Origin of the sequence: Flavobacterium sp. (assembly GCF_035292545.1) — a bacterium.
In the GTDB taxonomy this organism is placed as follows: Bacteria; Bacteroidota; Bacteroidia; order Flavobacteriales; family Flavobacteriaceae; genus Flavobacterium.
This window is the reverse complement of the sequence record NZ_DATDPV010000034.1, coordinates 1-23,193: the sequence shown is the minus strand read 5'-3', so window position 1 is coordinate 23,193 and position 23,193 is coordinate 1. Positions and strand designations below refer to the sequence as shown.

Below are 23,193 nucleotides of genomic sequence, written 5' to 3'. Positions count from 1 at the left end.
AGGGCTAAAAAAAGAGAACTGTAATTAGTTCTCTTTTATAAATGATAAACGGTGAATTTAAAATATGATGTAGGAGTTAATAATTTAAGATTGTATTTTCAATTCATAACTCATAACTCATCATTCAAAATTAATTATTTATTTCCCTTATTTTTAATCATCATCTCTAACATATCCCACATTTCTGTCGGAACTGCTTCTAATAAATTGAATTGTCCCGCACCTTGTAACCATTCGCCACCATCAATCGTAACCACCTCACCATTTATGTATGCCGAGAAATCAGAAACCAAATAAGCAGCTAAATTCGCCAATTCCTGATGGTCACCCACACGTTTCAAAGGCACCTTCTTGGCCAAATCGAATTTTTCTTTCAAATCACCAGGCAATAATCGGTCCCAAGCGCCTTTGGTAGGAAACGGTCCCGGAGCAATTGCATTCGAACGTATTCCGTATTTTGCCCATTCCACCGCTAAACTTCTGGTCATCGCCAAAACACCCGCTTTTGCTGTTGCTGACGGAACCACATAAGCTGAACCGGTCCATGCATACGTTGTCACAATATTCAAAATCGTTGAAGAAGTCTGTTTGGTATCAATCCAATGTTTACCAAAAGCTAGGGTACAGTTTTTAGAACCTTTCAATACAATGTCAATAATCGTATCAAATGCATTGGCTGATAAACGCTCGGTAGGAGAGATGAAGTTTCCGGCGGCATTGTTCAGTAAAACATCTACTTTTCCGTAAGCTTTTAAAACTTCCGCAAGCATATTTTCCACTTGGTCATAATGACGCACATCACATTGTACCGCTAAACATTTTCCACCTGTTTCTATTTCTAGTTCTTTGGCCGTATTTTGCAGTTTATCCAAATCACGAGAGGTAATAGCCACTTTCGCACCTAATTCCATAAAGTATTTGGTCATGGCTTTACCCAAACCACTTCCGCCACCGGTTACGACAATTACTTTGTCGGCTAGGGCATCATCGCGAAGCATTTTTGCTGAAAAATTCATAGTTTATTTTTTAGAATTGTAAATATAGGAAAAAAAATTATTATGCATGCATAGCAAAATAAAATAAATATCTTATCAAATACTACATAGTAATTAAAGTGTAAATAACTGATAATAAACATTTTACATATCAATATGATTAAGTTATTTTGTATCTTTAGCATTATTAATTTTAAATCCAATTGCAATGAAAATGTTAGTTAACGTTATTTTTCCCATTGAGCCTTTCAACTCAATGGTTAGAAATGGGACATCTGGTGATATCATCAATCGAGTGATTAATGATATCAAACCTGAGAGCATTTATTTCTCCGAACAAGAAGGTAACCGAGGAGCAATTATGATAGTTGAAGTCCCTGATGCTTCTGCTATTCCGGCCATTGCCGAACCTTGGTTTTTGAATTTTGAAGCTCATTGTGAATTTAGAATAGCAATGACTCCCGATGATTTAATGCGTGCTAACCTCAGCAAACTTGCTGAAAAGTGGAATGATGTTCATTTGGTTTAAAGAAAAGAAAAAATTAGAAAAACCACTTTATAAAAACTAAAGTGGTTTTTTTGTGGGTATAGATGCATAAAAAAACACCAATCTTGCGATTGATGTTTTTTTAATATTTAAAAAATAATCTATAATTTACTCAAAACTAGCTATCAAAATCTCCAAAATTTTAATCGCCGCTTCACTAATTTTAGTTCCGGGTCCAAAGACCGCAACCGCTCCAGCATCAAATAAATATTGGTAATCCTGTGCGGGAATTACACCACCTACAATCACCATAATATCTTCGCGACCGTATTTTTTGAGTTCCTCAATAACCTGGGGAACCAAAGTTTTGTGCCCGGCAGCAAGAGAGGAAACACCTAAAATATGCACGTCATTTTCTACGGCTTGTTTGGCGGCTTCGGCAGGCGTTTGGAATAATGGACCTATATCCACATCAAAACCTACATCGGCATAACCGGTGGCAACTACTTTTGCTCCGCGATCGTGCCCATCCTGTCCCATTTTGGCAATCATAATTCGGGGACGTCGGCCTTCTAATTTGGCAAATTGATCTGCCAGTTGTTTCGCTTTTTCAAAACTTTTGTCGTCTTTTATTTCTTTGCTATACACACCGCTAAAGGATTTAATTTGTGCTTTATATCTTCCGAAAACCGTTTCCAGGGCATCGCTGATTTCGCCTAAAGTGGCTCGGTAGCGTGCGGCTTCAACGGCAATTTCCAGTAAATTTCCTTCTCCGGATTTTGCCGTGGCAATTAGTTTCTCCAAAGTGAGTTTTACTTTTTCTGTATCTCTCGAAGCTTTTATTTGTGCTAATCTTTCGACTTGTTGTTTGCGAACCATTTGGTTGTCTACATCGAGAATATGCAAAGGATCTTCTTTTTCTAATCTGTATTTATTGACACCCACAATGATGTCCTGACTGCTGTCAATTCTGGCTTGTTTTCTGGCGGCGGCTTCTTCGATGCGCAATTTTGGAATTCCGGCTTCGATGGCTTTGGTCATACCGCCTAATTCTTCCACTTCTTCAATAAGTTTCCATGCTTTATCTGCAATTTCGGCAGTTAAGCTTTCAACATAATAACTTCCAGCCCAAGGATCAACCGTTTTGGTGATTTTGGTTTCTTCCTGTAGAAATATCTGAGTGTTTCTGGCAATTCTTGCTGAGAAATCGGTTGGCAACGCAATCGCTTCATCCAAAGCGTTGGTATGCAAAGATTGTGTTCCGCCAAAAGCTGCGGCAGATGCTTCAATACAGGTTCGAGCCACATTATTAAAAGGATCTTGTTCTGTTAAACTCCAGCCACTGGTTTGACAGTGTGTTCGTAAAGCCAGTGATTTGTCGTCTTTTGGTTCGAATGTTTTTACCAATTTGGCCCAAATCATTCGTCCGGCACGCAATTTAGCGATTTCCATAAAATGATTCATCCCGATCGCCCAGAAAAACGAAAGGCGAGGTGCGAACTCATCGATTTTCATTCCGGTAGAAAGCCCGGTTCGGATGTATTCCAATCCGTCGGCAAGCGTGTAAGCAAGCTCAATATCAGCTGTAGCTCCCGCCTCTTGCATGTGGTATCCTGAAATACTGATGGAATTGAATTTCGGCATTTTTTTGCTTGTAAATTCAAATATATCAGCGATAATTTTCATCGACGGAGTAGGCGGATAGATATAGGTGTTGCGCACCATAAACTCTTTCAAAATGTCATTTTGTATCGTTCCGGAAAGTAATTCGGTTTTTACGCCTTGTTCTTCGGCAGCGACAATATAGAATGCCATAATTGGTAAAACCGCTCCGTTCATGGTCATGGAAACCGACATTTCATCAAGCGGAATTTGGTCGAATAATACTTTCATATCTTCCACCGAATCAATGGCAACTCCTGCTTTTCCTACATCACCCACCACACGCTCGTGGTCACTGTCATATCCTCTGTGGGTTGGTAAATCGAAGGCGATAGAAAGTCCTTTTTGTCCAGCGGCAAGGTTTCTTCGGTAGAAGGCATTACTTTCTTCGGCTGTTGAAAATCCTGCGTATTGACGCACTGTCCAAGGTCGGCGAACGTACATCGTAGCATACGGTCCGCGTAAATTGGGTGCGAAACCCGCCCCGAAATCTAGATGTTCGAGATTTTCGATATCTTTTTCGGAATATGTTGGTTTTAGTTCAATGCCTTCGGCAGTTGTAAATTGGCTAGCATCAGAAGTCTTTGCGCTTGGCACTTCTTTCGGAATACTGATATGTTGGATGTCTTTTCTCATTATCTTATCTGATTACTGAACAAGTACTATTGTTTCTCAGTTTCTAATCGTTCCTGTTCTATTTTCTCTGCCAATCGTTTTTCAATAATTGGAGTGATCAGTGTTTTTCGTGGTTTTATTTTTACGAAAGGAAATAATTCCAAGTCGTGGCTCATGCGGTCGTCTTTGTTAGGATATTTATTGGTTCCCAATAAAATTTCTTTTCCGGTATCGAACAATTCCTGCTCTTTATCAGCACTTTCCTGGATTTTTCTTTTGATGGTTCCGTCGTTTAATTGTTTCAGAAATCCACCATATTCCTCGATATCTTTGAATAAAGCTAAGGCTTTATCGGCTAACTGATTGGTTAAACTTTCGATATAATAGGCTCCATCAGCCGGATTATTGACTTTGTCAAAATAACTTTCGTGTTTCAATACCAGCAATTGGTTTCTTGCAATTCGGTCGCCAAACTCATTGTCTTTGTGGTACAATGCATCGTAAGGGAGATTCGCAACGGCATCGGCTCCTCCTAAAATGGCACTCATGCATTCCGTGGTGGTTCGCAACAGATTTACATTATAATCATATAATGTTTTGTTGCGTTTGGTTGGCGAAACCAAAAGATGACAATCTTGGGTGATGTTGTATTCTTTTGCAAGTACATTAAAAAGCAATCGTAAGGCACGCAGTTTTGCAATTTCGAAGAAATAATTGGTTCCTACCGAAACTTGAAAGACAATGGGTTGATTTGTTGTCTCAATTCTGTTGAAATATTCGTTGGCATGTGCTAAAGCATAAGCAATTTGCTGCACCATATTGGCACCGGCATTTTGATATAAAGAAGCGTCAATGCTTAAAAATGATATCTTGGTGATTTCTTTTGAAAGGGACTTTAAAGTTTCAAAATTATCTTTTTCGGTGTTTGAAAACCAGTTTCCTTCTTTGGCTAATTGCCCGATTGGGTCTATGTTGCAAAAAACAGTGGCGCTTTTTTCTTTAGCAATAGCGTCAATTTTTTTAATAAAATCGGCAGAAAGAAATCCTAAACTGAAGTAAATAGTAATGGTTTCTAACGGTAATTTCTCTAAAAGTTTGGCTACATCAATAGTTTCGTCTTCGATTGAAAAACGGATGCTTTCGGCGCCACGTTTTATAGAATCCAAAGCTCTTTCGATTGATTTATCGATGTCGTAAACAAAGATGTTCTGACATATTTTAAATTCGGTAGCTTTTGTGTTTACCGGAAAAGACTTTTCGAATTCATCTTTATGATAAAAAGGTTTTACCTTAATGTCTTCGGGAGAATTCCAAATCAGGGTGTCATTATAATCGGCTCCTTTGAGTTCAAACTGGATTTGCTGTTTCCACTGTTTGGAGGATACACTATTAAATTCGTTGAATAGATCTAATTTCATTATGAAATTTTTGGTTTATTTTTTTAAAAATTTAAATACTTGTCTGTTCTGGGTTAGTTTCAAAAAATACAACCCTTTTCCTAAGCCATTTACATTAATTTTATCGCCATCAGAAGTGCCCTGTTTTGTTAGTTTTCCATGCAAATCAAAAATTTGATAATCTTGATTTGTCTTATCGGAAGGTTTTAAATAGAGTTCTCCGTCGGTTGGATTAGGAGTTAACACTGCTTTTTCTTCTGTTTCGAAAAAATCAGTATTAGACAATGAACTGATGTAATTGCCTAAATATAAATCTAATGATAGTTTATGTAATTTTTGAGGATTATTGACAAAAGTGTCATTTACAAAAGATTCATTTGTAAGATAATATTCCAAACCATTTGTGGTAGAAATTCCCTCAATTTGATGAAAAGGCAGAGAAATATTTATTTTTCTTTTATTAGAAGTTGAAAAGTCGAAACCAGTATAATCATAAAGCAAAAAGACAAAGGGTTCGAGCATATTGCTATAGCCGGAAAGCGCGATTAAATTTAGATTTTCTTTGATAGTGGCTCCGGTAATCAAACCTGAAACATTTAGGGTTGTTAAAAGATTTGCAATATGATTTCCGGGAATTTTTGGAAGTTGGTAAACATTGGTATTGTTGCTAACCCATTGTTTTGTAAATAAAAGTATTCCATTAGAAGTTACCACAAATGCTTCACAATCAAAATCAGTATGATTGGATGTCTGGGCAGAAAAATTAGTCTGATTAGAATAAGAAAAGTTAATTGTTGTGATTTGAGGAGTCGTTGATAAGGAATTTTTTTCTATTCTGTAAATTTTCAAATTAGTTCTGTTGCCCGTTGCATTGTTTCCGAAATCACCAATATAAATGTAATCTTCATCTTGGGCTATTTCTTCCCAATCAATATTTTGAATCGTGTTTAATGAATAATCTTGGATTATAGCTCCGTCGGTTTTATTTAATTTGTAAATTTTTGTGTCGGTATTGTCATTGTGTGTAAACAAATTATTGTTCCATTCTAGCAAACCTGAAGTTTCCTGAATTGCAGCACTTAAAAGTACAGAACTTATTGGGGAAACAGCAGCATTTTGATAAATACAACTGCCGTCATTTGTTGTGGCATTACTGTTGTAATTGGAGGCTAAAGGATCTGTACAGCCCACTTGAGCAAGTAGACAATTATTGAAAACCCCAAAAATAAATATTATAAAAGTAATTGTTTTCATCTTATTTGAAGTTTAAGTTTTCAATAATTCATCATTTACCATTTAATGTGTCGCCTTCAAATTCAATGATATAAATATCTTCGCTATCTTTTTTCATATAGTATTTTTCGCGGGCGTATTTTTCGATTTGATCTGGGTTTTTCAGGAATTTTATATTTTCTTGATCTTTCCTGATTTCGTCCTGATAGTATTGTTTATTGTCTTTGAGTTCGTCAACTTGTTTGTTTAAAACACGATGGTCTAAATAGGAATAGTTGTCCAGGAAAAGCATCCACGCAGAAAAAAAAAGCAATATCAAAACATACCTGTTGCTCAGAAATTTGAGCCAGGGCCGTTTTTCGATTGTATTTTTGAATGGGTTTTTCATGGTTGTTATCGGATTTTTTAGCCCTGATGGAAGCGGTATCCTTTTTCTGCCTTCTTTAGGCAGTAAAAGATTACTTCACTATACTTTTATTTTTTAATTTGTGTTCAGTGAATTTCATTTTAGTGGACAGCGGGAAATGGCTCCTTAAATTTAAGTTATAAAAATAAGGAAAATTTTATGAAATACGTTGATTAATTACCGCACGAACTACATCGATGGCCACTGTGTTGTATTTGTCGTTTGGAATGATGATGTCTGCAAAGGCTTTTGTAGGCTCGATGAACTGCTCATGCATAGGTTTAAGCGTGTTTTGGTATCGGTTGAGTACTTCGTCCATATCGCGACCACGCTCAGCAATGTCGCGTTTTAAACGACGGATTAATCTTTCATCCGAATCGGCATGAACATAAATTTTCACATCAAACAACTCTCTTAATTCCGGGTTTGCCAGGATTAGAATCCCTTCAACAATCATCACTTTTCGTGGGTGCGTAAAGATGGAATCGTCTGTTCGGTTATGGGTTACAAAAGAATATACCGGTTGATTGATATTGTTTCCGGCTTTCAATTCTTTAAGGTGAGATACCAATAATTCGAAATCTATGGCGCGCGGATGATCAAAATTAATGAGTGCCCGTTCGTCAAAACTTAGGTTGTGTGTCTCTTTATAATAGGAGTCCTGCGAAATAATACCCACTTCCGTTTGTGGTAATTCATTCATAATCTGATGAACTACTGTTGTTTTACCACTTCCAGTTCCTCCGGCGATACCTATAATTAGCATAAAATAGTTGTGTTGTGTTTTTGTTAGGGCAAAAGTAAGGATTAATCGATTGAAATTCGGTAATTGATAATTCAGAATTGATATTTTTTTATCGGACTGTGTTTTTTAGTATTAGTGAAAAAACAATGCGATCATTATTTCAATGAAGATTAATATGATAACAACCCACTCTAAACGGGAACTTTCACGGACATTTAAGACATCGGTGAATAATTTCAGATTGTTTTCGACAATTTGCAAGCGATAGTCCAGATCTTTGAAACGGGTATTGATGTCGAAATTGACTTTGAGATGGCGGTTGAGAAGATCGAGTTCCTCATTATCCCAGACCAGATTAGGGTCGTCGAGGATATAAAGGTTGTCAACAATGCTATTTTTGACATTTAATACCTTACCGATATATTTGAGTAAATTGATTTTCGAAATACTGAGTTTACCGCGTTTTTCCAATTCCAGAATGTAATGTTTTGAAGACGTAATGAGTTCATCAGTCAACACCTCATAATATTCGAGGGCGACCGATTGCCCGATATTCAGCATAACAATTCGTAGAATGGAGGAGTCTATTTGAGGAACTGTGACATAGTCGTTTTTAACAACAACCTTATGCAATTTTTCATCGGTTTGAATGCGATATTCCTCAAACAGATCTAAATCAACAAGTGTGGTAGCGTAGTTTTTTACAAATCGTACAAATTCACTCTTGGCTATGGCATCATAATTACCAAAAACAACCACTCCATAATCAAAAACATATAAAAAACGGTCGGTATCTGTCAGGGCATAGAATACTTCGGAAGTGGATCCAGAATGGGCTTCGGTATGAAATTCGGTGCGAAATTTTTTGATATTGAAGGCTTCAGCAATTTGAATTGCTTCGATTTTGATTTCCATAACAAGCGATTTTAAACAAAATTAAGAAAATTTGCGATGCTGATTATTATTTTGAGCACTAATCTAAAGAGGTTTCGAAGTATGATATTGTTCTGTGTAGGATGAGATTTAACGAAGCGCGTAAAGAATTAAGAATTTGAATATTTTAGACTAATTTATTTCAAAAAATAAACAAAAAAAAACCAAACATTTCTGTTTGGCTTTTTGTCGGGGTGGCAGGATTCGAACCTGCGGCCTCCTGCTCCCAAAGCAGGCGCGATAACCGAGCTACGCTACACCCCGTAACGCGGTGCAAATATAAAACTATTTTTTAGTTTAACAAGTGATATTTCTAAATAGAATATTATTATTTAAAAATAGTTAAAAGTGATGTTTTTTTAGGGAAACTATTTCAATTAAAAGTTACATTTGTGACTTCAAAAAAAGAATTAAAATCTTATTATGTCTGATACAATCGAAAAAATTAAATGTCTTATTATAGGGTCTGGTCCAGCGGGTTATACGGCTGCCATTTATGCTGCCAGAGCAAATATGCATCCTGTTTTATATCAGGGAACGCAACCTGGTGGCCAATTAACCACAACAAATGAGGTTGAAAACTTTCCTGGTTATGTGGATGGTGTAACCGGTCCGGAAATGATGGTGCAGTTGCAAAGCCAGGCACAACGTTTTGGTACTGATGTTCGCGAAGGATGGGCTACCAAAGTAGATTTCAGCGGTGGCATTCACAAAGTATGGATTAATGATGTTAAAGAACTGCATTGTGAAACGGTGATTATTTCGACAGGAGCAGAGGCTAAATATTTAGGTTTGCAATCCGAACAACATTATTTACTGACTGGTGGCGGCGTTTCTGCGTGTGCTATTTGCGATGGTTTTTTCTATAGAAATCAAGAAGTGGTAATCGTTGGAGCTGGAGATTCAGCTTGTGAAGAAGCCCATTATTTGTCTAAAATGTGTTCCAAAGTGACGATGCTGGTAAGAAGTGAAAACTTCAGAGCTTCAAAAATCATGGAAGACCGTGTTCGTAAAACCGAAAACATCACTATCTTAATGAACCACGATACTGTTGAAGTTCTTGGCGACGGTCAAGTAGTGACAGGCGTAAAAGCAAAAAATAAAACTACCGGCGATATTTTTGACATTGCTGCAACTGGTTTCTTTGTTGCTATTGGTCATAAACCAAACACTGATATTTTTAAAGATTTCATTACCCTTGATGAAACTGGATATATAGTTAATACGCCAGGAACGTCAAAAACTAATATAGCCGGTGTTTTTGTAGCCGGTGATGCTGCCGATCATGTTTATCGTCAGGCCATTACTGCTGCCGGAACGGGCTGTATGGCTGCTTTGGATGCCGAAAGATATTTGGCAACTTTAGATTAATCTAATTTTAAATATAAAAAAATCCCAATTTTATAGATTGGGATTTTTTTATACGATTATTTCAACGATTTCTTCATAATGACCGTATTCTCGGTGAATTTTTTAAGTTCAATTTTTGCATCGCCATAAAACTGAATTTCCGATTTTCCGGAAGCTTCGACAATGGCTTTAGTAGTGACATTTACACTACAGTTAGTATTGGCTTCGGCAATGATTTCGGCATTTTTAGCGGTAAGGTTTTTTCCGGTAAAATTAGAACTGTTGTCTACACGTAATTTCAAATCGGCAACGTCGCCTTCTATTACTGCGATTGATTTTTGATACATATCCATTTTCATTTGGGTAGCAGTAATCAGTGCTTTCAAATGGGCGTTTTTACTCAATTCTATTATGGCATTTTCTGATTTCAGATTCAATTCTACCTTTGATTTGTCATTTGCCATCAAAGTGAATGATTTTGCTTTTACGTTTATGAATACTTTTGAATAATCGAAACATTTAAAAGTAAAATTATCTAAAGCTAGATCAGTTATAGCCGTGATGTTGCTTTCATGTTTTGCGACAATCATTTTTAAATCATCGGTATAGGTAACTTTGACACTGAATTTCTTAAAACCCGAAACCTCTTTAGCGGCTGTTAATCGTAATGTATTTCCGTTTAGGCTAATGTTAATAGCGCTATGAAGGTTATCATCCGCTTCGATCTCAAGTGCGCATTTATCTCCTTTGATAAGAAATATTTCAAGATTGTCTTCGATTTCCAGATTTTCGAATGTGCCAATTTCTTTTTGTTCCAGTTTTACGATTTTTGACCCTTTAATTTTCTCTCTTTTTTGTCCAAAAGAAATAGTAGTGCTTAGAATTACGAGCAGTAGGATTGTATATTTTTTCATTTTTTGGATAAATAGGTTTTGTCAAAAATATAAAAAAAAACATCCTAATTGTTATAAGGATGTTTTTTTAATAATTATTCTCGGGAAATATTTTCTCTCAATACCTAGATTTATTTTTAAACCTTTGTAAATAAGAAACTTTGACCTCTCATTTTGAAAGTAAACTCATTTTTTGCTTCGTTAAATTCAATTTCAATACCCGCTTGTTCATAACCAAATTTGTCTTTGCCAATGGAGTCAAAAGAAAGTGTCGGTTGATCTGTTGCATTAGCTGTAAGAACACCATTATCTTCTGTTAAAACAATTTCAATTGGAATTTGTTTGCTTGAAAATTTACCCAAATAACCATCTAAAATAACCGCTTTTTCCAATTCGCTTTTGTCAGAACTCCAAACGTTATTTGAAGGATTGATATCAGGGAAAGCATGGTCTGGATCTAAGGTAATGGTGTCAATTTCTTCGGTAGAAGCGTGTTTAAATGACCAAGACGTATTGCGTTGCCAAATTTCTACCGGAAGTTGCACACGACTAACGGCGCCGCTTTTGGTTTTAATTTCTAAAACAACCGGCATAGCCATTTTTTCCAGATTCTCAATTGAAATAACAGCGCCCTGTTTTGGATCATTTTTCAAATACTTAATTTTTGTAATCCCTTGGTCTAATTGCCAGTTGTTTACAAACCAAGCTCTCCAAAACCAATTTAAATCTTCTCCACTAACATTTTCCATTGTTCTGAAAAAGTCATCCGGTGTTGGATGTTTAAAAGCCCAGCGTTCGGTATATGTTCTAAAAGCTTTGTCAAAACGCTCCTTGCCTAACACTTGTTCACGCAACATGACTAATCCTGAGGACGGTTTTTCGTAAGCTAGTAACCCCATATTATGCTCTTTCATCCCATCAGGAGCAGTCATAACAGGCTCTAATTCCGAATTGGTTAACATATCAGCCATTCTTTGCATATCAGATGGTCGTTTGGGTTTATATTCTCCTTTATTAAAATCTTCAGCACTCAATGAGTTGATAAAAGTATTAAAACCTTCGTCCATCCAGGCAAATAATCGTTCGTTAGAGCCAACAATCATTGGGTACCAGCCATGACCAAATTCATGATCCGTGACTCTCCATAATTCACTCTCTTTTGATTTCCAATCACAAAAAGCCATTCCGGGATATTCCATACCACCTTCATTTCCTGCTACATTTGTAGCTGCAGGATAAGGATATTCGAACCAACGTTTGGAATAATTTTCAATAGATGATTTTGTATATTCGGTAGAACGACCCCAGGCATCTTGTCCTGAACTTTCAACAGGATAAGCAGAAATGGCTAATGATTTTTGCCCGCTTGGTAAATTAATTTTTGCCGCATCAATAATAAAAGCTGCCGAAGAGGCCCAAGAAATATCACGAGCGTTTTTCATTTTAAAATGCCAGTTCAAAGTAGATTTTCCTGTAGGTCTTGATGTAGAATTCGTAACTTCTTCTGCCGAACGAATCATAACCGTTTTATCACTTTGTGAAGCTGTTGCCCAACGTTTTTGCTGTTCCGCAGTATAAACCTCAGAAGAATTTACCAATTCGCCTGAACAAACCACGATATGATTTGCCGGAGCTGTAATGTTTACATCAAAATCGCCGTACTCCAGATAAAATTCACCGGCACCTAAATAAGGCAGTGCATTCCAGCCTTTAACATCATCATAAACACACATTCTTGGATACCATTGTGCCATGGTAAAGATTTTTCCGTTTTTTGTGTCCAAAACACCCATTCTGTCTGAACCGAAGTCTGGAGAAATAAATGAAAAATCAATTTTAAGTTTTACAGTTCCTCCATTTGGATTCAGATCCTGAGGAAGAAAAACCTGCATTCGGGTATCGATGATTTGAAATTTAGCTTCTTTCTCAACAGTTTTTCCGTTTTGGTTAAAAACCACTTTGATTGATTTTATCTTATGGCCTCCGTCAAAAATTTGTCCTTTATCTCCATTACGACTACCGGTTACAGGAATTACGGCTTTTCCACGAGAATCGTTTTTAAACAAATTTTGATCGACATTCATCCATAAAAAAGAAATTTTATCCGGACTATTATTGGTATACGTTAAAATTTCGGAACCAATGATCTCATTGTTTTTCTCATTTAATATGGCGGTCAATTTATAATCGGCTCTGTTCTGCCAGTATTTTGCCCCGGGCTGACCACTGGCTGAATGGGTATCCGTACCGTTTTTAGAATAAAAATTGGGTCCAAAAGTATCGTGATAATTGTACTTTGAAATCGCTTTATCTGTCGATGGAGCAACAACTTGATTTTGTTGTGCCATAGCCGTAACTCCGAAAAATAAAGCTAATGAGGTCGCTTTAAAGAAATTGTTTTTCATGATTTGATTGATTTTGATTGATGATTTTATAATGTATTCTTTATTTTTGTAATAAATAGATTGTTAATTAATTTATTTTTTGTTTAAAAAAACATCCATCTATAATGAATGTTTTTTAATTTTTTTATTCCTGATAATTTTTATTCCTGAGAAACGCTGCCTCCTGAGGTTTCTTCTTTATTGATTGATTTGGGAACATTATGATAAGCAATAGAACTTCCGCTAGATGCTTTAGCTTTCAAACTTACAATAGGATGCACACTGATGGAACTTCCGCTAGAGGCTTGTGCAGTGACATCATTGACCAATAATTTAGAGGCATCAATCTCGCTTCCGCTGGAAGAGGCTGTTTCTAAGCTTAAGGCTTTTCCGTTTAAAGTAATGCTGCTTCCGCTGGAGGATTCACCAGTAATGTTATCCACTTCGAGAGCCACTTCAATTTCGCTTCCGCTACTTGATTTTATTTTGATAACATCACCTTTTATAACATTGGTCGATGTGATGCTTGTGCCGCTAGAGGCTTTTATACCAGTAATTTTTGGTAATTTCACGGTTACTTTTTTCGATTCTGATTCATCAATATTTTCATCCGTTTCAATAATTAAAACGCCGTTTTCCACTTTAGTGATAATGTGTTCCTGTAAATTTTCATCGGTTTCTACTGTGATTGATTTTGTATCAGATTGTTCCAACACAACATTAAGTCCTTTGCTGGCTTCAATATCGGTAAAATCGCCATTTACAGTTCGGGTTTCTGTAGTAACATTTCCGTTACCGTCGATTCCGCCAAAATCAACATCTTTACAGGATGTGAATGCTAAAGCAACTGCAGTCGCCATTACTATTCTGGTTGAAAACATTGAAAATTTAATCATAACTAATTGGTTTTTTGGTTAATTTTTTATTTAGATTGAATAATATCGCCCGTTGCAAGGGTTCCTTTTTTGATGTCTTTTTTTGTCGAACCAAGAAACACCGAATAATTGTTGAAATAAGAAGGCAATCCTTCTGCTTCATGATTGATGGAATTTCGAATTTCAAAATGCAAATGCGGAAAAAACGCACTTCCTGATGTTCCGATTGCACCAATTTTATGTCCTTTTCTTATTTTATCGCCCACTTTTAAAGCGGTAGCACTTTGGTTTTTTAAATGCCCATACATGCTGTATACATTTTCACTATGCTTAATAACGACATAGTTGCCATATAACGCCAACGGATTATTTACTAAAGCTGGAATGTCAAAAGTTTTATCGTCCTTTTTATTTGTTTCAATGGCTACGATTTCTCCATCGGCAACAGCCAAAACATCTGTTCCAAAACCAAACCAATCGGTGTTGTTTTCTCCTTTATTTATATATTGCTTTCCTTCTGGATTCAATACTGCAAAATCATAAGCATATCGCATGAAATTTCCGGTGAATCCCATTTGTTTGATAGGAACGAATTCGTAATCAAAACGTCGGTGATGCGAATAAAAATCATGACCGTCATAAACCAATAACTTCTTTTTTATTGGTAAAATAAAATCCTGAATCTGTTCGTATTCTTTAGGAATAACCACATTTTTAACTTCAATAGAATCATTAAAGGTGAAAATATATTCCAGTTTATCCGTCACCGAATTTACTTCCGGAAAAGGATTGAACAACAAGCGTTGTGAAACACCATTCCAGTGAATATTCGGAATAGTGTTTATGCTTGGCGCGGTACCATTATTGTCTAAGAACTTTTGTTGAACAAGAGCATTATTTTTATCAAAGAGACGGACTTCTAAACGTGTTAGTTTCAGCGTGTCTTTTGAATTGTTTTCCACAATAAAATCGAAATTCAGACTGTATTGATTATTGGTTTTCTCTTTTAACGGATGTTCAGGATGATGTGCAATTTTGATGTTGTTTTGCGCATGTGTAATCCCATTTACCAAAACAACTGTTAAAATTAAAAAACTATTTTTAATTGAAAGCATGGATTTCATTTTTCTGACTAATTTGTTTTAATGATTACTCCGTTTTCGTCAACAGTTAAAGATCCTGATTTTTTAGTTTCTGTTCGAATGATTTCCTTACCACCCACTTTAACTGTAATCGTTTTTATGGTATCATTGCCGGATCCTGAAATGTCAACTGTTTCAACATCCTCTTCATTATTAAAATCGATGTCTTCCTCATTAACAATACAATTCAAGCATTTCAATTCAGAACCAATTACTTTATAAACATCATTTTCAGAACTAAACTTTAAATCGAAATCAGATTCGTAAGAACGATCATAGTTTTGAACATTCATGTCTGGTTTAAAGTATACCCCTTCTGGCAAGTATAAAAAGATTTCTACTTCCTGATTGCGGTATTTGTTTCCGATTTCGGTCAATAAATAATTATCTAAAACTAACTGATTTCCTTCAATTTTATATGAATATTTAATTTTTTCAGCTCTTTTTTTAGCATCAACCATGGATTTTCCTTCCGCTTGTCTTTCAATTTGCAAGAAAGGTAATTTCTGATCGGTTTTCAAAACGTGGAATCTTACATTATTAGAATAAATCAATTCGTTATTGGCCGAATCCTGTGTGAAAAGAAAATCTTCACGTTCATTGATGTCTTTAGAATAGTAATCGTTGTTTCTGAATTTTACGAAAAGCGTATCGTTTTCTTGTAATGCAATAGTTTCTTTTTGAACTACTTTACCATCAAAAGCCAATTGGCTTGCTTCTTTTATTCCTAAAGAAATCACTATTCCGATTGCTATAATCCAAAGGGCAAGCAAACTGTATTTAGCAATATTCCCTATTGATTTTAAATTGGTTATCAATAATTTCAATCCTAAAATTAAAATAAAGAACAATGGAATTCCAGCTGCAAGAAGAAATAATATCCCTTGTATCCAAAGTGGTGTTTCAAGTCCAATAGGTGTGTTAATATGGTTTAACACTGTGATTTCAGGCAGTGAAGATGAAAATATCAAAATAATTGATGCAACACAAACGGCTAAAAGTCCAACGGAAGAAAATACGACAACGAACACACCTAAAATTTTTGCAAAAACACCGAATATTTTCTTTAAAATTTCACCTAAACCACCAGCTACTTTTCCGACACCAGTTTTTACTTGGTTTCCCATTTCGTCATAATTCGCATTTTTGAATTTTTCGGACATGTTTTCAAATTCTTCACGAACCTTTTTTTCAATATTTGAAATCGTAACAGGTTCACCGGTCATTTCAAGTTTTTCCGAAGTCGTTACAGCTTCCGGAGTTACAATCCAAAGAATAAGATAAGCAATGATTCCCGTTCCGCCTAACCAAGTAAATAGTATGAAGGCTATTTTTATCCAAATAGAATCAATTCCAAAATAATGTCCTAAACCTGTTGCAACACCACCGATCATTCCTTTTTCAGTATCTCTGTATAGTTTTTTGGTTCTTCTTGGCGCAGTATAATTGGTTAAAGCATCCGTTTCGTCCCCATCAATTCTATAATCTTCCGGTTGTCCCATAACGGTGATAATTTCGTCGACTTCCTTTATATTGATGACTTGTTTGTCGCTGGTATGTTTCTCCGTGATTAATTCACCAATACGCATTTCTATATCTTTAATGATTTCGTCCTGACCCCCTGAGTTCGATAAAGAACGCTTAATGGCATCGAAATAACGGGTCATTTTTTGGTATGCATCTTCGTCAATGTGAAAAAACATTCCGCCTAAATTTATGTTTACAGTTTTGTTCATGACTATTATTTTTGGTTTGTTATAATGTTTACAGCATCGGACAATTCCGTCCAGGTACCACTTAATTCTTTTAAAAATGTTTTTCCAATTTCGGTTAATCCATAATATTTTCTTGGCGGACCAGAAAGAGATTCTTCCCAACGGTAGTTGAGCAAACCGTCATTTTTTAATCTCGTCAGCAGCGGATAAATGGTTCCCTCTACTACAATCAGTTTAGCGTTTTTCAAAGTGTCCAATATTTCAGAAGTGTAGGCATCTTTTTCTTTCAGTACAGATAAGATACAAAACTCAAGAACACCTTTTCGCATCTGGGCTTTTGTGTTTTCAATGTTCATAATTCCTTTTTTTGTTTTTTAATTAAACTGTTCATTTTTTGATTGGTGATTGATGATGATTTTTTTTTGGAGCTGTTTCCCGCTTTACTCTTCAATCTTTTTATTTTTAAAGAAAAAACAAAAAGGATTTCCGTTTCAATCAGGGCTATTATGCGTATTGTATGTTATTTAATCTTTCTTTATTTGATAAACGGGATCGTTGCCGGATATTTAAAATCCTCTCCATTTGATGTCTTTACCGTGGCATATATGATTAAGAAAAATTCAATTACTTTCATAAATATAAAAACTAGAACGGTAACTAGAGCCACGACAGCTATTCCGGTAATGTTTTGAAAGCTCAGGTGCTGCATTGTGAATTCAGGCTTATTTACCAAATCATAAAAAGGAACATTTTTCAATACGGTGATGAATAAAATGGGCAAAGCAATTAGACAAAGTACTAAAGTGTACAAGAACAAACTCAATTGAAAATTGATGACTTGTTTTCCTTGTGCATCTACATATTCCGATTTGTCTTTGTTAAAACTCCAAATAACAATTGGAAAAATAAAATTTCCAAAAGGGACAAAGTACTGTGACAATGAACTTAAATGGATTAAAGCGGCGGTGTTTTGGTTGTTGTTGGTTTCCATGATTAAAAGTATATAGTAATTTCTTATGCAAATATATGGCTAAAAGACAGTATTATGTTTCGCATAGTACCAAATATTAACACAAAATTAACATTTTTAAAAATGAAATAAACTTTAAAATAGAATGTGAAGTCCTGTTATTACAACAATTTCGGCTGTTTTTTCGCAATTTTGTATGAGTGCATAGTATTTTTTGTATTTTTATTGAAAAATCAAACGTTATGGAGTTTACACCGTCAAAATTGAATACTTTTTTATTTTTTAAGTTACCTTCAGCCTTCTGGTGTGGCGTTCGTGTAAAGCATATTGATGATACCCAATGTGTCGCCACGGTAAAGCACCGCTGGATCAATCAGAATCCATTCAACTCCATGTACTTCGCCGTGCAAGCTATGGCTGCCGAGTTAACGACAGGCGCTTTGGTCATGTATCAAATCAAGAAAAGCGGCAAGAAAATATCAATGTTAGTGGCTAATAATAAAGGGAATTTCACCAAAAAAGCCACCGGAAGAATTACCTTCACCTGCAAAGACGGATATTTAATAGAAGAAGCCATCAAGCAAACCATTGCCACTGGCGAAGGACAAACTTTTTGGATGAAATCAATAGGAATGGATGAAAAAGGCAATCCCGTTTCCGAAATGGATTTCGAATGGAGTGTCAGAGCCAAATAGTCTTTATTTGAATGGCTTAAACCCAAAACGAAAGTTAAATCGTACTTAATTAACATTTATTTATAGCGTTTCAAACGTAAATTTGAAATTAAAGAAATAGAGCGTCATGAAAGTATTAATCACAGGAGCAACAGGTTTGGTCGGAAATGAATTGGTTTCCTTGTTATTGCAAAACGGTGTGAGCATCCATTACCTTAGTACCTCAAAGAAAAAAATCGAGAACGAACTTAATTACAAAGGGTTCTTCTGGAATCCTGAACAAGGACTTATAGACGAAAATTGTTTAATGGGCGTAGATGCCATTATCCATTTAGCAGGGGCAACAATCTCAAAACGATGGACAAAAGCCTATAAGCAAGAAATTATCGAAAGCAGGTTGGTATCTTCTAATTTGCTTTTCAAAGCCCTTAAAAATAATCCACATCAGGTCAAACAAATTGTTTCTGCATCAGGGGTAGCCATATATCCTAATAGTTATACCAAAGTTTACACTGAAGATTCCAATGAAATTGATGATGGTTTTCTTGGAACCGTTGTCGTAAAATGGGAGGAAAGTGTCGATAAATTTAAATTACTAAATATCAAAGTCTGTAAATTAAGAACAGCATTGGTACTGTCCAACAAAGGCGGCGCGTTAATGGAGATGATAAAACCCATTCGATGGGGATTGGGGGCGGCTTTCGGAACCGGTAAGCAAACACAATCCTGGATACACGTTCACGATTTAGCGGCACTTTATCTTTTTGCTGTCGAAAACGCCTGGGATGGTGTTTACAATGCCGCTGCACCAAATCCGGTTTCTAATGAAGAATTTACAAAAGCAATTGCTTTTGTTTTAAAGAAACCTTTGTTTCTGCCCAATATTCCGCAGTTTTTAATGAAATTTTTTCTGGGAGAAATGCACGAGTTACTATTTGAAAATAAAAACGTGAGTTCCCAAAAGGCAATTGATAGCGGATTTATATTCAAATACAAAACCATCGATAAAGCATTGGGAAGTTTATTCCCATAAAAAAAGCTCCGTTTTTAAAACGGAGCTTTTTTTTAATATAATACAAAGTGAATTAATAAATTATATAAAGCGTAATCGCTAACCTTTAGCTCAAATTCCCGTAAATCAATTTGCCCGAAGAATTTTCACAATAACAAACATATCAAAACAAAATATAAATATTCTTAAATTTATATTAAAATTATAAAATTTTTATTTGAATGGATTGCGTCTCTTTCAAAAAAAAGAATGACAATTTGACATTTTCAAAGAATTGGCAGTAATTTTGCAATCCCAAGAAAAGAATAAAAAAACAATGTTTAAAAATATATTTAAAAATACAAGTAAGATGACGACTGAAAATACTGAAATGGAACAAGAACTGGATGATGTAACGCTAGAAACCAATGCAAATGGGGAGCAACTTATCATTGAGGAATTAAGTATTGAAGAACAATTAACCCAGGATTTAGCAAAAGAAAGAGATAAGCATTTAAGACTTTTTGCTGAATTTGAAAACTATAAAAAACGTACATCTAAAGAACGTATGGATTTGTTCAAAACTGCCAACCAAGAGGTTTTGCAAGCGATACTTCCAGTTTTAGACGATTTTGACAGAGCCCTGATTGAAATTAAAAAATCGGATGATGAATTATTGTTAAAAGGCGTAGAACTTATTCATGATAAATTAAAAAGCACTTTGGTTTCAAAAGGACTGGAAGAAGTTTCCGTTCGTGCAGGAGATGCTTTCAATGCAGATTTTGCCGAAGCTATCACCCAAATTCCAGCGCCAACACCTGATTTAAAAGGAAAAATTGTTGATGTTCTTGAAAAAGGATATAAATTAGGTGACAAAATTATCCGTTTCCCAAAAGTAGTAATCGGACAATAATTCCGAACGTGTGTTATCTGAAGACGCATCGCAATGTGTCTTCTAAATCATTTCGTTTCAAACCGTAGAGAAGCATTGCAATACGTCTTTGTAAAGACGTAAAATTTCGCATCGCCATAAAAATATACCAAAAATGAAAAAAGATTTTTACGAAATATTAGGCATTACTAAAAGTGCTGACGCTGCAGAAATCAAAAAAGCCTACCGCAAAAAAGCGATAGAATACCATCCTGATAAAAATCCCGGTGACGCAGCTGCAGAAGAAAACTTCAAAAAAGCAGCAGAAGCCTACGAAATTTTAAGCGACCCCCAAAAGAAAGCAAAATACGATCAATACGGTCACCAAGCTTTTGATAATGGCGGTGGCGGTTATGGTGGTGGCGGTCACATGAATATGGATGATATTTTCAGCCAGTTTGGGGATATTTTCGGAAGCGCTTTCGGTGGTGGAGGTGGTTTCGGAGGATTTAGCGGAGGCGGAGGTCAACGCAGAACCAAAGGAAGCAATCTTCGTATCAAAGTGAAACTGACTTTAGAAGAAATTGCCAATGGCGTGGAGAAAAAAGTCAAAGTTAAACGTAAAACTCAGGCTCCGGGCGTATCCTATAAAACCTGTTCTACCTGTAATGGGCAAGGACAAGTGATGCGGGTAACGAATACAATTCTGGGTAGAATGCAATCAGCATCAACGTGTCCAACTTGCGGTGGTTCGGGTCAGATATTAGACAAAAAACCAGCCGAAGCAGATGCACAAGGAATGATTTTGGAAGACGAAACCGTTTCTATTAAAATTCCGGCAGGTGTTGTTGACGGCATGCAATTGAAAGTATCCAACAAAGGAAATGATGCGCCAGGAAACAGTATTCCGGGTGATTTAATAGTTGTTATTGAAGAAATTGAGCATGAATCGTTAAAACGTGAAGGCGAAAACCTGCATTTAGATTTATACATCAGTTTTGCCGAAGCAGTTCTTGGAGTTTCTAAAGAAATCGATGCGGTTAACGGAAAAGTCAGAATCAAACTAGAAGAAGGCATCCAATCCGGTAAAATCCTGCGATTGAAAGGAAAAGGAATTCCAAGTATCAATGGTTACGGAAACGGTGATTTATTGGTTCACGTCAATGTTTGGACACCAAAAACATTAAACAAAGAACAAAAGCAGTTTTTCGAAAAAGCTTTAACGGATGATAATTTCATTCCAAATCCAGAAAAGAGCGATAAGTCCTTTTTTGAAAAAGTGAAAGACATGTTTTCATAGATTTTTTTATTGTTATGATTTTTAATTGTAGCAATTTTTTCCCATCCTTGTGCAAATAAGGGTGGGTTTTTTTTGAAACATTTTTATCCTTTTCGATACTAATTCTTTACTTTTACACACCCAAGGCCAAAAAGGCTGAATTGATGAAATAAATTTAAAAATCTGAATGAGCAATATACTCGAAGTTATTAAAGTCGTAAAAAAATATGGTGATTATACGGCACTTAACGAAGTGTCTCTCACTGTTCCTAAAGGCAGTATCTACGGACTTCTAGGTCCTAATGGCGCCGGAAAAACCTCATTAATTCGTATCATCAATCAAATTACGATGCCCGATAGTGGCGAAATAATTCTCGATGGCGAAAAACTGCAACCCAAACATGTTCAGTATATTGGTTATTTACCAGAAGAACGTGGTTTGTATAAATCCATGAAAGTCGGCGAACAATGTTTGTATCTGGCTCAAATGAAAGGATTGTCCAAAGCAGAAGCCAAAGCCCAACTTGAATATTGGTTCGAAAGATTAGAAATTCAAGGTTGGTGGAACAAGAAAATACAAGAACTATCCAAAGGGATGGCGCAAAAAATCCAGTTTGTAGTTTGCGTTTTGCACAAACCCAAATTGTTGATTTTTGATGAACCGTTTTCCGGCTTTGACCCCATCAATGCCAATTTGATAAAAGATGAAATTCTGGCTTTGAGAGATCAGGGTTCCACAATTATTTTCTCGACACATCGCATGGAAAGTGTCGAAGAACTATGCGATCATATTGCATTGCTTCACAAATCGAATAAACTCATCGAAGGAAGATTAGATGATGTCAAAAAACAATACAGAACCAATAGTTTTGAAGTAGGTATTCTGACCAATAATGTCGAAGGTTTAATGTATGACATCACTCAAAAATTTACTGTTGGACAAACGAATTTCAAATCATTGAACGACGAACTGAAACTCGAGATTCAACTTGGAAATTCAACTCCAAATGAATTGCTGCACATCCTAACCCAAAGAGGTCAAGTAACCCATTTCGTAGAAAAAATTCCGAGTGTCAATGATATTTTTATCCAAACTGTAAGCGAAAAGTAATTATGAGTATCATATCATTAATCATAAAAAGAGAATTTATTGCCAAAGTCCGCAATAAATCGTTCATCGTAATGACTTTTTTAAGTCCGTTGCTTTTCGTAGGAATTGCCGCTTTTGTGGGTTATTTAAGTTCTATGAAAGCCGACACCAAACTCGTTGCCATTCACGATGAAACCGGTTTGTTTGTCAACGAATTTAAAAGTTCCGACGAATATAAGTATTTGAATTTATCCGCCATTGATGTAAAAATAATCAAAGACAGCCTCATCAACGAAAGCTACGAAGGATTAATTTATATTCCCAAAGCAGCAGACGGCAAAGTATTGGAAAACAAAATAGAATACATTTCAAACGATAGCCCAAGCATCACTTTTATAGAAAATGTCGAAGATATTATTGCCCAAAAAATTACTAAACAAAACTTCGAAAAAGCCAATTTAGACACTTTGGCCATCAAAAATGCCG

Annotated in this window: 22 protein-coding genes and 1 tRNA gene; 8 read left to right on the top strand and 15 right to left on the bottom strand. The window is 35.8% G+C overall.

Annotation, left to right across the window (positions count from 1 at the left end; all coding sequences use genetic code 11):
• Positions 1–134: 134 nt before the first annotated feature.
• Positions 135–1,016 carry an SDR family oxidoreductase gene (locus tag VI621_RS05540; RefSeq protein WP_324217384.1) on the bottom strand — a complete coding sequence of 294 codons (882 nt, stop codon included), beginning with the start codon at positions 1,014–1,016 and terminating at the stop codon, positions 135–137.
• Between the two features lie 187 nt (positions 1,017–1,203).
• Between VI621_RS05540 and VI621_RS05535 the strand changes: the two genes are divergently transcribed.
• Positions 1,204–1,524 (top strand): panthothenate synthetase, encoded by a 321-nt coding sequence (locus tag VI621_RS05535; protein ID WP_324217383.1) that lies wholly within the window; start codon positions 1,204–1,206, stop codon positions 1,522–1,524.
• 126 nt (positions 1,525–1,650) lie between these two features.
• Here VI621_RS05535 and scpA read toward each other — a convergent pair whose 3' ends face one another.
• The 7 genes from scpA to VI621_RS05500 all read right to left on the bottom strand — a co-directional run bounded on the left by scpA (position 1,651) and on the right by VI621_RS05500 (position 8,737).
• On the bottom strand, positions 1,651–3,780 hold the full coding sequence (gene scpA / locus VI621_RS05530) for a methylmalonyl-CoA mutase (RefSeq protein ID WP_414655485.1): 2,130 nt from the start codon (positions 3,778–3,780) through the stop codon (positions 1,651–1,653).
• A 26-nt stretch (positions 3,781–3,806) separates the two neighbouring features.
• Complete coding sequence (locus VI621_RS05525; RefSeq protein ID WP_324217382.1) at positions 3,807–5,177, bottom strand: methylmalonyl-CoA mutase subunit beta; 1,371 nt, start codon at positions 5,175–5,177, stop codon at positions 3,807–3,809.
• Between the two features lie 15 nt (positions 5,178–5,192).
• Positions 5,193–6,410, bottom strand: a complete 1,218-nt coding sequence (locus VI621_RS05520) for a T9SS type A sorting domain-containing protein (protein ID WP_324217381.1) — start codon at positions 6,408–6,410, stop codon at positions 5,193–5,195.
• Between the two features lie 31 nt (positions 6,411–6,441).
• Complete coding sequence (locus tag VI621_RS05515; protein WP_324217380.1) at positions 6,442–6,777, bottom strand: FtsB family cell division protein; 336 nt, start codon at positions 6,775–6,777, stop codon at positions 6,442–6,444.
• Between the two features lie 175 nt (positions 6,778–6,952).
• Positions 6,953–7,561: a uridine kinase gene (gene udk, locus VI621_RS05510; RefSeq protein ID WP_324217379.1), complete on the bottom strand. Its 609-nt coding sequence runs from the start codon at positions 7,559–7,561 to the stop codon at positions 6,953–6,955.
• A gap of 111 nt (positions 7,562–7,672) precedes the next feature.
• On the bottom strand, positions 7,673–8,455 hold the full coding sequence (locus tag VI621_RS05505) for an RMD1 family protein (RefSeq protein ID WP_324217378.1): 783 nt from the start codon (positions 8,453–8,455) through the stop codon (positions 7,673–7,675).
• A gap of 207 nt (positions 8,456–8,662) precedes the next feature.
• Positions 8,663–8,737: transfer RNA gene (locus VI621_RS05500), tRNA-Pro, on the bottom strand.
• 159 nt (positions 8,738–8,896) lie between these two features.
• Here VI621_RS05500 and trxB point away from each other — a divergent pair.
• Positions 8,897–9,844, top strand: a complete 948-nt coding sequence (gene trxB, locus VI621_RS05495; RefSeq protein WP_324217377.1) for a thioredoxin-disulfide reductase — start codon at positions 8,897–8,899, stop codon at positions 9,842–9,844.
• A 56-nt stretch (positions 9,845–9,900) separates the two neighbouring features.
• Here trxB and VI621_RS05490 read toward each other — a convergent pair whose 3' ends face one another.
• The 7 genes from VI621_RS05490 to VI621_RS05460 all read right to left on the bottom strand — a co-directional run bounded on the left by VI621_RS05490 (position 9,901) and on the right by VI621_RS05460 (position 17,823).
• On the bottom strand, positions 9,901–10,737 hold the full coding sequence (locus VI621_RS05490) for a GIN domain-containing protein (protein ID WP_324217376.1): 837 nt from the start codon (positions 10,735–10,737) through the stop codon (positions 9,901–9,903).
• A gap of 116 nt (positions 10,738–10,853) precedes the next feature.
• Positions 10,854–13,121, bottom strand: a complete 2,268-nt coding sequence (locus tag VI621_RS05485; protein ID WP_324217375.1) for a M1 family metallopeptidase — start codon at positions 13,119–13,121, stop codon at positions 10,854–10,856.
• Positions 13,122–13,261: 140 nt separating this feature from the next.
• Positions 13,262–13,996, bottom strand: a complete 735-nt coding sequence (locus VI621_RS05480; RefSeq protein WP_324217374.1) for a head GIN domain-containing protein — start codon at positions 13,994–13,996, stop codon at positions 13,262–13,264.
• Between the two features lie 26 nt (positions 13,997–14,022).
• Positions 14,023–15,090, bottom strand: a complete 1,068-nt coding sequence (locus tag VI621_RS05475; RefSeq protein ID WP_324217373.1) for a M23 family metallopeptidase — start codon at positions 15,088–15,090, stop codon at positions 14,023–14,025.
• 17 nt (positions 15,091–15,107) lie between these two features.
• The gene (locus tag VI621_RS05470) at positions 15,108–16,853 is read right to left on the bottom strand and encodes a PspC domain-containing protein (RefSeq protein ID WP_324217372.1); all 1,746 of its coding nucleotides are present in this window, start codon (positions 16,851–16,853) and stop codon (positions 15,108–15,110) included.
• 5 nt (positions 16,854–16,858) lie between these two features.
• Positions 16,859–17,188, bottom strand: coding sequence for a PadR family transcriptional regulator (locus tag VI621_RS05465; RefSeq protein ID WP_324217371.1), 330 nt, complete (start codon positions 17,186–17,188; stop codon positions 16,859–16,861).
• Between the two features lie 179 nt (positions 17,189–17,367).
• Positions 17,368–17,823: a DUF4870 domain-containing protein gene (locus tag VI621_RS05460; RefSeq protein ID WP_324217370.1), complete on the bottom strand. Its 456-nt coding sequence runs from the start codon at positions 17,821–17,823 to the stop codon at positions 17,368–17,370.
• Between the two features lie 221 nt (positions 17,824–18,044).
• On the opposite strand from VI621_RS05460, the gene VI621_RS05455 reads away from it, so the two are divergent.
• From VI621_RS05455 to VI621_RS05430, 6 genes are all read left to right on the top strand, one after another.
• A complete protein-coding gene (locus VI621_RS05455; RefSeq protein WP_324217369.1) occupies positions 18,045–18,497 on the top strand; it encodes a DUF4442 domain-containing protein in 453 nt (150 codons plus the stop codon).
• 106 nt (positions 18,498–18,603) lie between these two features.
• Positions 18,604–19,509, top strand: coding sequence for a TIGR01777 family oxidoreductase (locus VI621_RS05450; RefSeq protein ID WP_324217368.1), 906 nt, complete (start codon positions 18,604–18,606; stop codon positions 19,507–19,509).
• 295 nt (positions 19,510–19,804) lie between these two features.
• Complete coding sequence (locus VI621_RS05445) at positions 19,805–20,380, top strand: nucleotide exchange factor GrpE (RefSeq protein ID WP_324217367.1); 576 nt, start codon at positions 19,805–19,807, stop codon at positions 20,378–20,380.
• A gap of 133 nt (positions 20,381–20,513) precedes the next feature.
• Entirely contained in the window at positions 20,514–21,638 is a 1,125-nt protein-coding gene (gene dnaJ, locus VI621_RS05440) for a molecular chaperone DnaJ (RefSeq protein WP_324217366.1), read from the top strand.
• A 166-nt stretch (positions 21,639–21,804) separates the two neighbouring features.
• Complete coding sequence (locus VI621_RS05435; RefSeq protein ID WP_324217365.1) at positions 21,805–22,728, top strand: ATP-binding cassette domain-containing protein; 924 nt, start codon at positions 21,805–21,807, stop codon at positions 22,726–22,728.
• Positions 22,729–22,730: 2 nt separating this feature from the next.
• Positions 22,731–23,193 (top strand): ABC transporter permease (locus tag VI621_RS05430; RefSeq protein ID WP_324217364.1); only part of this gene is annotated, 463 nt, incomplete at its 3' end.